We start from the raw sequence: 14,655 nt of genomic DNA on the forward strand, positions 1-14,655 counted from the left end.
CGTTTCAAAATTATGACTCTTTCTTTATTTGAAGTTTAATCCACTCTTCTAGTTCTGTAAAACGACTGTAAATAAGTATTTCTTCTGCAGCAAACTTACCCAATCGTTTTTTATATACTTTAGTATCTGTTAATTCTTTTTTTTCAATATTCGAAGCTATATTCATAATACCATCTTGTATTGTAACAAAACCAGCTTCAAAAAACACGTTGATTATAAAAATCAGCATATTTTCTTTTATTTTTAAATGTCCTGACAATAGTTTAGTTTTATGTCTAGCATCAATATCTTTATGTGAGGCGATGTATTTAAACACATGTGAAAATTGTATCCGACTTGGTATGCCATCTAAATAGGCACTCTCTTGATTAAAGAAACTCGCATAAATACTAGTTGGTTTACTTCCTTGTAAAAGTTTACTTAATAATTCTAAATCATCTGGACAATCTACCAAAACAAGTTTATCTGTTTTCATTTCAAAGTGCTCACTATCCTTCAATTCAGTTATAAAGTGAGTATAACCCGTTCTGGGAATATCTTCTTGATATTTTCTCACATTTTTTTCATTAAAAAAGATGTAATCAGCCTCTGGTAATTGCCATATGGTTGATGAAATATTAGTGCTTCTTAAATCAAATAGTTGAGTTCCTTTAACAACTATATCATCTAGCATTAGTTGTGGTTTACGTAAACCATTCCATTCATTAATATTAAGTTTTCCTACAACCGATAGTTCAGCTTTTGCTCCTATTTTCTCAGCCATAGCTCCAAGATGAAAACCTATAGCATCAAGTGTTTCGTTCTCTTCAATCAATTGCAATTTCAGATGCGTTTTTTCACTACCGATTCTTTTAATCTCTTGAACGTGAACTTTTTCAAAAAGAAAAACAGGTTTTGGATTATCTGTACCAAAAGGTGCTAATTTTTGAAACTCTTCAATTGATGACAACTCAACATCTGCTATATGTAATTTTTTATCAACTACATGTGATTCTTCTAACAGCATGCTTCCTTGTTTTTGTTGTAAAAAAGCGTTAAGTTCTATTTTTATACTAGCTATATTATCAATTGGTAAAGTGAGCCCCGCCGCCATATGGTGACCACCAAATTTTGTTAATAAATGATCCGTGTCTTGAAGACCATTGTATAAGTGATAGACTGGTGTGCTCCTACCAGAACCTTTTGCATAGCCTTTTTCTTGATCGATGTTCAAAATAATAGCTGGTTTGCCAGTTTTCGATACTACTTTACTCGCTACAATCCCTAGTACTCCTTCATGCCAACCTTCTTTTGCCAGCACATAAACACCTTGATCAGGATCTTCATACTCAACCATCTCTAAAGCTTCCGCAGTTATTTCTGCTACGATCAATTGTCTTTCGCTATTTTTTTTATTTATCATTTCTGATAAACGAAGCGCCTCTTCCTCATCAAAAGTGGTCAATAATTCAACAGCTGGACCCGCATCTCCCAAGCGTCCAACAGCATTCAGACGTGGCGCCAAAGTAAATCCTATTGTTTCTTCGTCAGCTTCACTTTGCTTAATACTAGCAATTTTGAATAGAGCCATTAGCCCTATTCTTTGTGATTCCTTTAATATTGCTAAACCTTGTTTAACTAGCGCTCGATTTTCCCCTGTTAGACTAACTAAATCAGCTATCGTTCCAATTGCTACTAAATCCAGCATTTCTAAAGGTATTTCTCCTAACAAAGCGGTAGCTAATTTAAAAGCTACACCTACTCCAGCTAAGTCTTTAAATGGATAATCTGCATTTGGATGTTTAGGATGAATTATCGCATAGGCATCAGGTAGAGTGCTTTGTAATTCATGATGATCTGTTACTACCACATCAACACCTAACTCATTTGCTTTTGAGATGGCTTCATGTCCTGACACACCATTATCACATGTTAAGATTAATTCTGTACCTTCTGATATCAATTTTTCAAAAACGACTGTATTAGGTCCGTAACCATCAGTAAACCGATTCGGAATATAATAATTTACCTCTCCACCAATCATCTCAATGGCTTCTTTTAAAACTGCTGTGCTCGTAATTCCATCTGCATCATAATCACCATATACCGTAATTAATTGACCTTTCTCAATAGCTTCCATAATGCGAGTAACGGCTTTTTCCATATCATTTAAAAGATAGGGATCATGAATCCAAGAATCATTTGGATTTATAAAATTTTGAATCTTTTCTACAGAATCTAAACCTCTTTGTAAGCAGAGAGAAATAAAAAGTGGAGTATATTTAGATTCTAGTTCTTTTTTTTCTATTTCATTAACATTATCATATTGTGTTTTTATAACTTTCCATTTATCTTTTGTCGTTGACAAATCGTTTCACTCCCAACTTCAATAGTATACCAAAAATCACTGAAAAATGAATGCACAACGAAAAAACTTTCCTTTTTCAGGAAAGTTTTTTCGTTTTTTAGATTTTACTCTTCAGTAACGATGATTCCAATTCCGATTAATCCAGGACCAGTGTGAACCCCTAAGGCCGGACTAACTTCTCCTTCGAAAACCTCATCAAATAAAGGCAATTCTTTCAGTAGACTAGAACGTATCTCTTCTACTTGAGATTTAGCTGTTTTCCCACCATACGCAATAGCTAAGTTATATTTCTTTGCATTTCCTGCGAATTCAGCTGTTAGATCGATAGCTTTTTGAACACTTTTTTTATTTCCTCTTACTTTAGCAACTGTATCATATACACCATCTTCATTACAGGTAATAACTGGTTTTAAATTTAGCATATTTCCTAAAATCGATGCTACCAAACCAATTCGACCGCCTTTTTGTAAATATTCAAGAGTTGGCACATGGAAAAAAATTTTTGATTTTAAAACATCCTCTTCTAATTTCGTCTTAATGGTTTCCCAGTTTAACCCAGCTTCAACGTATTTAAAAGCTTGAACAGCAATTAGCCCACTACCTACACCAATATTCTTGGAATCTATTGTTAAAATATCCATATCAGTAAAACTTTCTGAAATTACTCTGACCATGTTATTTGTTCCACTTAATCCGCTAGAAATAGTAACACATATTACTTTATCAAAGCCTTCATCTTGTATTTTTTTGAAAATAGTTGAAATAACCTCTCCACTAGGAAGCGAAGTCGTTGGGATTTCATCAGGTAAACGGTCATAAACTTCTTGAGGACTGATGTTTACATTGTCTATAAATTCTTCATTTTTATAAATAATTTTAAGTGGAATAACATTCATATTTCCTAATTTAACGTACTCTTCAGGAACATTGGAACCTGAGTCAACCAAGTAAGCAACTTTTTCTTTATTCATATCATTTACCTCACAATTCATTTTTCATATTATTTTTTTCAGTGTTAGATTTATTGTTTTTAACAAAGACAAGAACTTTTTGAGTTGTAATTTTTGATGCAACAGCTATACAAGAAGTACGCACAACTAGATTCTCTATTTCGGTATTATTAGGCATTAAAGGTAACGGTTGATTCTTATTCATTTCTATATGTGAAGCAATAGCACTTAAAGCCGCTTCTTGTTCGGTACAAAATAAGTCATATGCTTCTCTAATCCCACTTACAGAGGCTTGGTACGTAATACCTTCTTTAACTTCTGAAATAGTTAAAACTTGTTTCAATACAGATATAGCAATTAAATAAGCTAAATGCTTTTTATTGTATCTTTTTTTTATTGGAGCAGGGATTAAATCTAACTTGACATAATTATTCACCATAGATGCCGTAATTATTTTATCTTGTTTTTCTGGTTTGAAAACATAAAGATAATTATCTATTAGGTTTAACACCTGATCCATATATAAATCAAAATCTGGCAATTCTTCCCAGCGTGGGAAATTAAATTGCGTTATCTCTTTAGTCCAATCAATGAGTTTTTCTTCCAAATCAGTCAATTTACCACCTATTCCCCTTAACTTCTATTAAGATATTCTACCATATATATTACATCTAGACAAACTAGTTACAATAACTAGGTGAGTATGTAATCTAACGTATTCTGTTCTTGTATGCTTATTTTCTAGAAAGATTGCTTTTAAATACTATTATCCCTTTATTCTCATCTAATTCTTACTATCTCTTTCTAGTTTTTCAAAAAAAAAGGCTACACGAATCTGCATTCGCGGCGCCTCAAAAACATATTTTTCTTAACTAGCAACAATTAACTCTACTCGATAAGATTCCAAGAAATACAAAATCTATTTTCCTTCTAAAAAAGAATCTGAATAGGTGGTGTGAGTCATTCTATCTATTAATTCTTTTTCCAAGCTATTTATCTTAGTAATTTTAATTTCTATTTCTTCATTTTTTTGTGCAATTTTTTCTTCGTATTTCATTTTTTGTTGTTCTAATTCTTTTTGTTTAATTTCTTCTGCATTCGATATTTCTACTTCATAATGCTTCATTTGTTTTTTTGTTTTAAAAGCTGTACTAGTGGCTATTAAGACAGTAACCAATGCTCCAATAAAAAGAGAGCCTAAAATAATCATAATTAATGGCCAAGAAACTAATGTGAACCCGAAGTTAACCGGTACAACCTCCACATTCATTACAGCAAACAAAGAAATCAGCAAAATTAGAATGATAGCTAGAATAGTCGCCCATTGTTTTTTCATCGTTTACCCCTCTCTTCTTTTAATAATTCTACAAATACTTATTGTTATTATTTTAGCATAATAAAACAGAAGCCCCTAATAATATACTTTATTTATTGTCGAAAATTCTTAAAGCTAAGAAATCCCCTGTTTTTGGAAATAGAGTATAGAATTTACTTGCTAGTTCCATCGAATAAGGCAAATTCAATTCTCTTTTTTGAGTCCCTATCAAGTTAACAATACGATTAGCAACATTTTCTGTCTTTAAAACCATTTTCCCAACTTTTTTCAAATAATTTCCACTCTTATCAGCAATATCAAAAAAATTTGTATCAATTGGACCAGGATTAACTGTTGTTACTCTTATTCCTAGTGGCTTTAATTCTAAACGTAAAGCATTAGAATAACCAATCACAGCAAATTTTGTAGCAGAATAAATACTCGATTTAGAAGTAGCCATCTTCCCTGCTTGTGAAGCTATATTAATAATGTGTCCTTGCTCTTCTTCAGCCATTTGAATAGCGACTAGTTGCGTTACGTAAATCATTCCCAATACATTAACTCTAAACATATTTTCCGCAATTGACATATCAAATGTTAAAGCTTCTTCAAAATGACCAAATCCAGCATTATTAATTAAAACATCAATAGCACCGACCTCTTCGTATACTTGTTTGATTACTTTTTCTATTTCGTCCGGTTTAGATATATCTAAACGGTAAGCATATGCTGGTTTATTGGACAACGATGAGCATTTCTTTCTTACTTCCTCCAAAAGCTCTTCTCTGCGTGCTGTTACAACAACAATTGCCCCTTGGCTTGCTACTTTATAGGCAACTTCTTCACCTAGTCCAGCAGAGCCACCAGTTATGAACACTACTTTATTCGTTAATTGCTTTAAATTTTTATTCATTTTAACTCCTCTTTTCTAATGAATTATTTATCTAATGGTATAGTAAACTCCAGAAAATCTTTTGCAACTGACGTTTGCTGAAAATGTTGCTGAGCTTCTTTTTCTAATTCTAGAACTTCTTTGCCTAAATACCTCGCACTAATATGGGTTAAGAATAATTTTTTAACATTGGCTTTTTTTGCAATTTGAGCAGCATCAACATTTGTAGAGTGATTATAATCACGGGCCATTTTTTGATCTGCACCTTCAAATGTACTTTCATGAATAAGGACATCAGCATTTTTTGCTAACAACAGGCTATTTTCTGTTTTTTTTGTATCGCCTAAAATAGTAACAATCCTACCTTTTTGAGTTTCTCCTATATAATCTTTTCCGTTAACAGTCCGTCCGTCTGCTAGAGAAATTATTTCCCCATTTTTCAACTTACCATATAAAGGACCAAATGGTACCCCTAATTTTTTAAGTTTCTCAACTTGTAAACTACCTTGATGATCTGTTTCTTCAATACGGTAGCCAAATGACTCTATTCCGTGTTCTAAAGGTAAACAGCTAACTTTGAATTGAGCATCTTCAAATATCACACCAGCTTCAACGATTTCTATGAATTTTAGTTGGAATTTCAAATGTGTTCCTGACACCTTTAAGCTCGTTAAAATAAAATTTTTAATGCCTTTCGGTCCATAAATGGATAAAGGTGTTTCTCCTCCTTGAAATGAGCGGCTACTAATTAGCCCAGGCAAACCAAAAATATGATCTCCATGAAGATGTGTAATAAAAATTTTATCAATTTTTCTTGGTTTTAAAGTCGTATGCAAAATCTGTTGTTGTGTAGATTCTCCACAGTCAAATAACCAGACACTATTTCTTTCTGCTAATAATTTTAATGCAATACTAGTAACATTTCGGCTTTTAGCTGGAACACCTGCTCCAGTTCCTAAGAATAATATTTCCATTCACACACAATCCTAACTTTTAATAGTATACGACTATTATTTAATGTTCTTTCCATTCTATTTTAACAAACTTATCTACATTTAGCGATAATCAAATCAACTAAAAAAGTAATCCAATTGAACGTTCAATTGGATTACTTTTTTTAGTTTTTCTTTATTCAACAAATTCAAATTCATATTTCATGATACGAACAATATCTCCATCGACAGCTCCGCGCTCTCTTAGCTCTTCGTCAATCCCCATTGCTCTTAATTGACGTGCAAAACGACGAACTGATTCTTCATGTTCAAAGTTAGTCATCTTAAATAGTTTTTCTAACTTATCTCCAGAAAGTATCCATGAAGCATCCGAATCTCGCGTAATATCATATCCTTTTTCTTCAGGAGTATGTTTATACAATACCGTTTCTTCTTCCTGATCTAGTACTTCTAGTAAGAATTCTGATGTTACATCTAATACATCTACTGTCGCATTTAATAAATTTGAAATCCCTTTATGTGTGATAGCTGAAATAGGAAATACAGGGATATCATCCTCATATTCATCTTCTTTTAGCAGTTTCAATTGTTCTTTAAACTCTTCTAATTTTTCTTGGGCACCAGGTACATCCATTTTATTTGCTACAATTAACTGCGGACGCTCCATTAGTCTTAGGTCATAGCTCTCTAATTCATTATTAATGGTTACATAATCATCATAAGGTTCTCTACCTTCGCTACCACTCATGTCAATAACATGTAAGATAACTCGAGTACGCTCAATATGACGTAAAAATTGAATCCCCAATCCGACTCCTTGAGAAGCTCCTTCTATCAGTCCTGGTAAGTCAGCCATAACAAAACTTTTTCCATTATCCATTTTAACCATTCCTAAATTAGGAACTAATGTTGTAAAATGATAGGCACCAATTTTAGGACGAGCAGCAGAAACAATAGAGAGTAAAGTTGATTTCCCAACTGATGGAAACCCTACTAAACCTACATCAGCAAGAACTTTTAACTCAAGTTCCAGATTACGTTCTTCTCCAGGCTCACCATTTTCCGCAACTTCAGGCGCTGGATTTCTGGGTGTAGCAAATCGTTTGTTTCCTCTACCACCACGACCACCTTTGGCAACTACTAATTGCTGGCCTTCATGGATTAAATCGCCTAATACAATACCTGTATCAACATCGCGGACAACTGTTCCTGGTGGAACTTTGATTAAACTGTCTCCAGCGCCTCTACCGTGCATACTTTTACTCATTCCGTTTTCTCCATCTTCAGCTTTAAAATGACGGTTAAAACGAAAATCCATTAACGTACGTAGTCCTTCATCAACAATAAAAATTAAACTTCCACCATGACCACCATCTCCACCCGCAGGGCCGCCATCAGGAACATATTTTTCGCGTCTAAACGCTACCATTCCGTTACCGCCATTACCAGCTTTCACATTAATTGTTACTTGATCTAAAAACATTGACATTTTTAATTTCCTCCTCATTTTTTGAGTTTATGAGAGATTTCTTTGATTTTATCTTTTGGGTTACTCTTTAGATGTACCGATAATCCTTGTTGTTACATTTGTTCCAAGATGTAATCAAGTTTGTTCTTCATCACGTATCCTCTAAAAAATGAAGTATTGTGAGTATACCCCATTCTAATCCACTATCTATTGTACGTGTTTTTTACCTCCTTGTCTATTTAAACCTATAAGAATCCTCTACTGAAGTAAGCCCAATTAGATTCAATGATTCTTAAATAGTAAAAAGGAACACGTATTGAACCTTCATACTTTTGTATAAAATTTAGATTTTTTCATCATTCGACTTATTTATCTTAGTATATCCTATCCGTTAAGGAGCAAGGTTTGGTTTGTCCAAACAATTACTTTACATTAAACTATGTGACCATATAAAGGCTAGCATCTTGTTTTTTATTTATAGCATAGTATTTATTTGAAGAACTATCTTCTTGTTTTTCAAACTGTTTACCCTTTAGTTACTTTTTCAAGCTGTTATTTATCATTTAATAAACTATTTAACTTATTTCCACATAAACTATTAATTTCATTTTAACTGTTTTATTATTTACTTATCTATCGTATACTAGTAAAGATAAAATTAAAGGATGTGCAATGTGAAATTTAATAAATTAATAGTTGGGGGCTTGTTGCTGCTTTTAGCAGTCGCAATGATGATTTACGGTTTCTTTTATCTCATTCCGAATAAGCAAACAAACGAAGGTCAAATAGAAAACGAAGTGATTGAGGTTGATTATTTTCCACAGTTATCAAGTCAAATAGAAAAAAATGAAATAGGAGCAGATTTGATTACTTCAATGGGAACTATTTCAATAAAGCTGTTTCCTGATTATGCACCTAAGGCTGTAGAAAATTTTGTAGGCTTAAGTGAAAATGATTATTACAACGATACTATCTTCCATCGAGTTATTGAAGACTTCATGATACAAGGAGGCGATCCTGAAGGCACTGGATTAGGTGGAGAAAGTATTTGGAAAAAACCATTTGAGGTAGAAGCCTCTGATCATCTTTATCATATTAGAGGGGCATTGTCTATGGCTAAGACAAATGCACCCATATCAATTGGAAGTCAATTTTTTATTGTTCAAAATCAACAAGATATGTCTCATTCAGTTTCTGGGTCTACTCCAAGTGAAATAGTAAAAACATATAAAAAAGGTGGATACCCTTCATTAGATGAATCTTATACCGTTTTCGGTCAAGTTATTAACGGTATGGATGTTGTCGACAAAATTGCAGCTATAGAAACAACTGACAACGATTTACCAACAACTGCGGTTACAATCGAGACAATAAATATACACAAATAAGCGTAAACAGGACTATAACCCTGTTTACGCTTTTTTTATTATAAAAAAAACAATGGTAATAAACAAAACAACGTAATAATTAATATAATTACCCAACTTTGCCATCTCGCCATATTAGTAGTCGTCCCAATTCCGAATCTTTTTTCAATCCAAATAGACGGATCTTTTGGATTGTAATAAACTATCCCTAATTTCCAGTAACGATCATCGTCATAATAAGCTGTTTCAAATTGGCTTTTATTCATTGATTTATTTTTTTTAAAACGACTTCCGCTTTGACCATATTTTAAAGTTAGACTAATTGTATAGATCAAAATTATCAACGTAAATAGAATTATTCCGTAAATAAAGTAGCTTATATTTGTGTCAAAAAAAATAATAGACGTAAACTGAACACTACTCAATAAAAGCTGCGTCAGTATAGAAACGATTAAAGTGAATCTTGACCAAGCTAGGCGGTAGGCTTTATTTTGAAAACTAGATTGGGAGGGATCAGTATGATTCAGTAATTGCTTAGCCTGAATAAGCGAATAATTGGATAGATAAAAAATAAAAGCTAATAAGATTTGAATACCAATTACTGCGAAAGTTGTTAAAAAAGACTTATCTACGAATCTATCGGCTGTAAAATTAATTCCCCAATGGGTAGGAAAGCGACTAGGTATCTGATCATAATACAGTAAGGTTATTAGTGCTGTTGTTAGAATAATAATCCCATTACTTAATAAGAGTATAAAGTTTGGAACACCGATTTCACTATTTCTATAATTTGACTCTATTACTATTTCTTTCTCTTTTTTATTTCTATCTTCTTTAAAAAGATTGTTTTTCATTTTCATTATTTTTTTTCTAATAGCTAAATAGGTTAAACTACTAATTAGAATAATCGTCATCATCCCGACTAGTATATAGATACTTAGATAGTCTTTAGATTGAGTTAAATTAACTACTTTCATTAATAAAACTATTCCCCATGAAAATAGTGACCCAAGGATTAAATTGATTAAAAAATATAGTTTTCTCCATTTTGCTAATCTTAAATGGGTATCCTCATTTTCAGGAATATTAACTCCAAATTCTATTCCTTTTCTCCCTGTATAAGGCATTAAACCTATAATCAAGCTTGTTAATAAAAATAAAATAATGATAAAACTAATAAATATGCCCATAATCCTCACCCTTCTAGTATTTCTGTCCGAATACTTTCTTTTAGTTCTTTAACTTTTTGATCTGTTAATTGAAATATAGCTGCATCAATCATTAGTTCTGTTAATTTCGAATGTAACTCTTTTATTTTTGACTCTTCTATTTTTATATCTTCTATTTTCTTAACTTCAAAACCATTTTTTCTATTTAAAACTATTCCTTCATATTCTAATTGCTTATACGCTTTGTTTACAGTATGCATATTAACTCCAATATCTCCTGCTAAACTACGGACACTTGGCAATATCTCTCCTGGCACTAATTGTTTTGTTATGATCCCTTTTTTTATTTGATAAATTAATTGTATATAGATTGGAGAGTCACTTTCTGGCTTAATATGAATAAACATAGTATAACCCCTTCCCTAGTTGCTTGCTATATAACAAGTATAACAAAAGAGTTATTCTTGTCAATCTCTGTAAACGATTACTTTTTAGTTGCTTTTGAACGTTTTTGGTGGTATTATTTTTTCGAAAGGAGAATTGCCATGTTAACAGAAGAACGTTATGAGTATATCCTTGCTCAATTAAAAAAATATGGGCTAGTAAAATCTCAAGATCTCATGCACTACTTAGATTGCTCAGAGTCTACTATTCGTAGAGATTTAGCTTTGTTAGAAGAAACTGGTGAGTTAACTCGGATACATGGAGGAGCTAAGAAAGTATATCGAATAGATGAAGAATTATCTATATCTGAAAAAGCATCCATAAACGTTCAAGAGAAAGAAGAAATAGCTAAGTTCGCATCGTCTCTTATTGAAGAAAACGATACGATTTATTTAGATGCTGGTACAACTACTCTTTATTTAATTCCGTATTTAAAAAATAAAAATATTCAAGTTGTCACAAATGGAATTCAGCACGCAGTTTTGTTAGCCGATCAACAAACAAAAACAATTTTACTTGGTGGAAACATTAAAGCAAAAACAAAAGCAATCATTGGAATAACTACCACAAGTCAATTAGAAAACTATCGATTCAATAAATGTTTTTTAGGTATTAACGGTATTGATGCTGAATTTGGTTATACTACACCTGATGTTGAAGAGGCAGCTGTAAAAAGACAAGCTCATTTGCATAGCTCAAAGACATTTATTTTAGCAGATAAATCAAAATTTAATAAAGTTAGTTTTGTGAAAATTTGTGAGCTTGAAGACGCAGTAATTGTGACACAAGGCCTTGATTCTGCTACACATAAAAGCTACTTTAGCAAAACAACTATTAAGGAGGCAAAAATATGATTTATACGGTTACCCTTAACCCCTCAATTGATTATATTGTCGAAGTCTCTGATTTTAATTTAGGTTCATTAAACAGAATGACACGTGATCTTAAATTACCTGGCGGAAAAGGTATAAACGTTTCTAGAGTTCTTAAGCAGTTAGGATATGATTCAACCGCTCTAGGATTTTTAGGTGGATTTACAGGAGAATTTATTCAAGAATGGTTATCTGACGAAGAAATAAATACAAATTTCACTTCTATAAAAGGTGATACTCGTATTAACGTTAAACTAAAATCTGATCAAGAAACAGAGATTAACGCTAGTGGTCCTATAATTACGAATAGCGAAGCAAATGATTTTTTAACTGTAATTGAACAGTTAACTTCTAAAGATGTTGTTATTCTTTCAGGAAATCAACCTGCGTCACTACCGGATGATTTTTATCAAAAAATTATACTGAAAATAAAGGCTTTAGGTGCTGAATTCGTTATGGATACAACTGGGCAAACTTTATTAGACTCCCTTGCTTTCCATCCTCTACTGGTTAAACCGAATCACCATGAGTTAGCAGAAATGTTTCACGTTACTTTTAGTTCTGTTGAGGAAATGATTCCTTATGGCAAAAAACTCATTGAAATGGGAGCAAGTTATGCTCTTGTTTCAATGGCAGGAGACGGTGCTTTATTTTTTACACGTGACAACGTATATCAATCTACCGTCCCCAAAGGTAAAGTAAAAAATTCAGTAGGTGCTGGGGATTCCATGGTCGCTGGCTTTGTAGGAACATTATTAAAAGAAAACGATTCTCAGCTTGCTTTTAAAACAGGTGTTGCCACCGGTAGCGCGACAGCCTTCTCGGATGATTTAGCTAAAAAAAGTGAGATTGAGAACTTGATTTCTCAAGTTACTATCTCTTCAATTAATAATTAGGAGGAAAAATAATGAAAATAACTGATTTATTATTAAAGAATGTTATGATTATGGATCTAAAAGCAACAAGAAAAGAAGCAGCTATTGATGAAATGGTTGATAGTTTAGTAAAACACAATCGAATAAGTGATTCTACTGTATTTAAAAAAGGCATCATGGCTCGTGAATCACAGACGTCAACGGGCCTTGGTGATGGAATTGCTATGCCTCATGCAAAAAATTCGGCTGTCAATGAGGCTACTGTCCTCTTTGCAAAAAGTTCAAAAGGCGTTGACTATGACGCTCTTGACGGTCAACCAACTTATCTATTCTTTATGATTGCAGCCCCTGAAGGTGCAAATGATACCCATTTACAAGCACTAGCTAGTTTAGCTAGATTATTGGTTAATCCTGATTTCGTTGCTTCTTTAAAAAATGCGGAGACGCCTGAAGAAGTACAGTCTTTATTCGAAAATGCTGAAAAAAAACGTTTAGCTCAAGAAAATGAAGAACTAAACTCTCAAAGGGCTAAAACTCACGATTCTTCTCGTCCATTCGTCATCGCCGTTACAGCTTGCCCAACTGGTATCGCTCATACTTACATGGCAGAGGACGCCTTAAAGAAAAAAGCAGCTGAGATGAATATTGATATCAAAGTTGAAACAAATGGGTCTGAAGGCGTTAAGAATCGACTATCTGCAAGTGATATCGAGAGGGCAGATGGAGTCATCATTGCAGCTGACAAAAATGTTGAAATGAATCGTTTTAATGGTAAACCTGTTCTTCAACGTCCAGTCAGTGATGGCATTCGTAAACCTGAAGAACTGATTGAAAAAGCTTCAAAAAAGCAAGCTCCTATATATTACGCTGATGATAATGGTCGTTCAACTAATGAGGAAAGTATAAACGGATCTGTTTTAAGTAAAGTATACAAAGATTTAATGAATGGTATTTCTCACATGCTTCCGTTTGTTGTAGGTGGCGGAATTATTTTAGCCCTTTCTTTCCTTGCTGAACCTTATTTTGGTGATAAGAGTGAGATTTTTACTTTCTTAAATTCACTTGGTAGCAATGCTTTTAGTTTCTTAATTCCAATATTAGCCGGTTATATCGCAATGAGTATTGGAGATAGACCAGGTCTAATGCCTGGTATGGTTGGTGGGTTTATGGCCGTTCAAAGTAACGCTGGTTTCTTAGGTGGATTAGCTGCTGGATTTATTGCAGGTTATTCTATCCTTCTTTTAAGAAGAGTATTAAAAGGCGTTCCTAAATCTTTAGAAGGTTTAAAATCAATTTTACTTTATCCTGTTCTTTCCTTATTAATTATCGGTTTCTTGATGTACTTTGTTATTGATCCTGTTTTCTCTACTATCAATGCTGCTATGATTAGCTTTTTAGAAAACTTAGGTACTGGAAATGCTGTTTTATTAGGAGCGCTTTTAGGTGGTATGATGGCTATTGATATGGGTGGACCTTTCAACAAAGCTGCCTATACTTTCTCAATTGGTATCTTTACAGACACAGGTGATGGAAGTCTCATGGCAGCGGTAATGGCGGGTGGAATGATCCCTCCTTTAGCTATCGCTTTAGCGAGTACTCTTTTCAAAAATAAGTTTACAGATGATGAAAGAAAATCTGGTTTAACAAATTATATTCTTGGCCTTTCATTCATTACTGAAGGTGCTATTCCTTTTGCTGCAGCCGATCCTTTGAGAATCATCACCTCATCTGTTGTAGGAGCTGCAATTGCTGGTGGATTAACACAATTTTGGAATATTTCTATTCCAGCGCCACACGGCGGTATTTTTGCAATCGGTCTTTCTAATCACGCTATCCTTTTCTTAATCGCTTTAGCTATCGGGATGGTCGTCTCTGCACTAATTTTAGGTTTTTGGAAAAAAACAATTACCAAAGAAATAAACTAATGAGTTAAACAAAAAAACCGTATTAGATTTCTATTTTGCCATATAATATGAGCAAAACAAGAAATAGTACGGTTTTTT

General features: G+C 33.1%; 13 protein-coding genes. 4 read left to right on the top strand and 9 right to left on the bottom strand.

The window, feature by feature from the left end; genetic code table 11:
* Positions 1 to 10: 10 nt before the first annotated feature.
* The 7 genes from recJ to obgE all read right to left on the bottom strand — a co-directional run bounded on the left by recJ (position 11) and on the right by obgE (position 7,946).
* Positions 11 to 2,347 (bottom strand): single-stranded-DNA-specific exonuclease RecJ, encoded by a 2,337-nt coding sequence (gene recJ / locus WBF61_RS08555; protein WP_424255657.1) that lies wholly within the window; start codon positions 2,345 to 2,347, stop codon positions 11 to 13.
* 104 nt (positions 2,348 to 2,451) lie between these two features.
* A complete protein-coding gene (locus WBF61_RS08560; protein WP_424255658.1) occupies positions 2,452 to 3,318 on the bottom strand; it encodes a DegV family protein in 867 nt (288 codons plus the stop codon).
* A 10-nt stretch (positions 3,319 to 3,328) separates the two neighbouring features.
* Positions 3,329 to 3,913 (bottom strand): DUF1836 domain-containing protein, encoded by a 585-nt coding sequence (locus WBF61_RS08565; RefSeq protein WP_424255659.1) that lies wholly within the window; start codon positions 3,911 to 3,913, stop codon positions 3,329 to 3,331.
* Positions 3,914 to 4,216: 303 nt separating this feature from the next.
* The gene (locus WBF61_RS08570; protein ID WP_424255661.1) at positions 4,217 to 4,633 is read right to left on the bottom strand and encodes a LapA family protein; all 417 of its coding nucleotides are present in this window, start codon (positions 4,631 to 4,633) and stop codon (positions 4,217 to 4,219) included.
* A gap of 88 nt (positions 4,634 to 4,721) precedes the next feature.
* The gene (locus WBF61_RS08575; protein WP_424255663.1) at positions 4,722 to 5,525 is read right to left on the bottom strand and encodes an SDR family NAD(P)-dependent oxidoreductase; all 804 of its coding nucleotides are present in this window, start codon (positions 5,523 to 5,525) and stop codon (positions 4,722 to 4,724) included.
* A gap of 23 nt (positions 5,526 to 5,548) precedes the next feature.
* On the bottom strand, positions 5,549 to 6,478 hold the full coding sequence (gene rnz, locus WBF61_RS08580; protein ID WP_424255665.1) for a ribonuclease Z: 930 nt from the start codon (positions 6,476 to 6,478) through the stop codon (positions 5,549 to 5,551).
* Between the two features lie 154 nt (positions 6,479 to 6,632).
* Complete coding sequence (obgE, locus tag WBF61_RS08585; protein WP_424255667.1) at positions 6,633 to 7,946, bottom strand: GTPase ObgE; 1,314 nt, start codon at positions 7,944 to 7,946, stop codon at positions 6,633 to 6,635.
* 644 nt (positions 7,947 to 8,590) lie between these two features.
* Between obgE and WBF61_RS08590 the strand changes: the two genes are divergently transcribed.
* Positions 8,591 to 9,313: a peptidylprolyl isomerase gene (locus WBF61_RS08590; RefSeq protein ID WP_424255669.1), complete on the top strand. Its 723-nt coding sequence runs from the start codon at positions 8,591 to 8,593 to the stop codon at positions 9,311 to 9,313.
* A gap of 38 nt (positions 9,314 to 9,351) precedes the next feature.
* On the opposite strand, the gene WBF61_RS08595 is transcribed toward WBF61_RS08590, so the two are convergent.
* Positions 9,352 to 10,482: a DUF1648 domain-containing protein gene (locus tag WBF61_RS08595; protein WP_424255670.1), complete on the bottom strand. Its 1,131-nt coding sequence runs from the start codon at positions 10,480 to 10,482 to the stop codon at positions 9,352 to 9,354.
* A gap of 5 nt (positions 10,483 to 10,487) precedes the next feature.
* On the bottom strand, positions 10,488 to 10,868 hold the full coding sequence (locus tag WBF61_RS08600; protein WP_424255672.1) for a GntR family transcriptional regulator: 381 nt from the start codon (positions 10,866 to 10,868) through the stop codon (positions 10,488 to 10,490).
* Between the two features lie 138 nt (positions 10,869 to 11,006).
* Here WBF61_RS08600 and WBF61_RS08605 point away from each other — a divergent pair, with 138 nt between their 5' ends.
* Genes WBF61_RS08605 through WBF61_RS08615 form a run of 3 tightly spaced genes read left to right on the top strand, consistent with a single transcriptional unit; the run spans position 11,007 to position 14,577 of the window.
* Positions 11,007 to 11,759 (top strand): DeoR/GlpR family DNA-binding transcription regulator, encoded by a 753-nt coding sequence (locus WBF61_RS08605; RefSeq protein ID WP_424255674.1) that lies wholly within the window; start codon positions 11,007 to 11,009, stop codon positions 11,757 to 11,759.
* Positions 11,756 to 12,673 (top strand): 1-phosphofructokinase, encoded by a 918-nt coding sequence (gene pfkB, locus WBF61_RS08610; RefSeq protein WP_424255675.1) that lies wholly within the window; start codon positions 11,756 to 11,758, stop codon positions 12,671 to 12,673. The genes WBF61_RS08605 and pfkB overlap by 4 nt, the downstream gene beginning before the upstream one ends.
* An 11-nt stretch (positions 12,674 to 12,684) precedes the next feature.
* The gene (locus tag WBF61_RS08615; RefSeq protein WP_424255677.1) at positions 12,685 to 14,577 is read left to right on the top strand and encodes a PTS fructose transporter subunit IIABC; all 1,893 of its coding nucleotides are present in this window, start codon (positions 12,685 to 12,687) and stop codon (positions 14,575 to 14,577) included.
* Positions 14,578 to 14,655: the final 78 nt, after the last annotated feature.

The organism is Carnobacterium sp., from assembly GCF_049673005.1.
GTDB lineage: Bacteria > Bacillota > Bacilli > Lactobacillales > Carnobacteriaceae > Carnobacterium_A.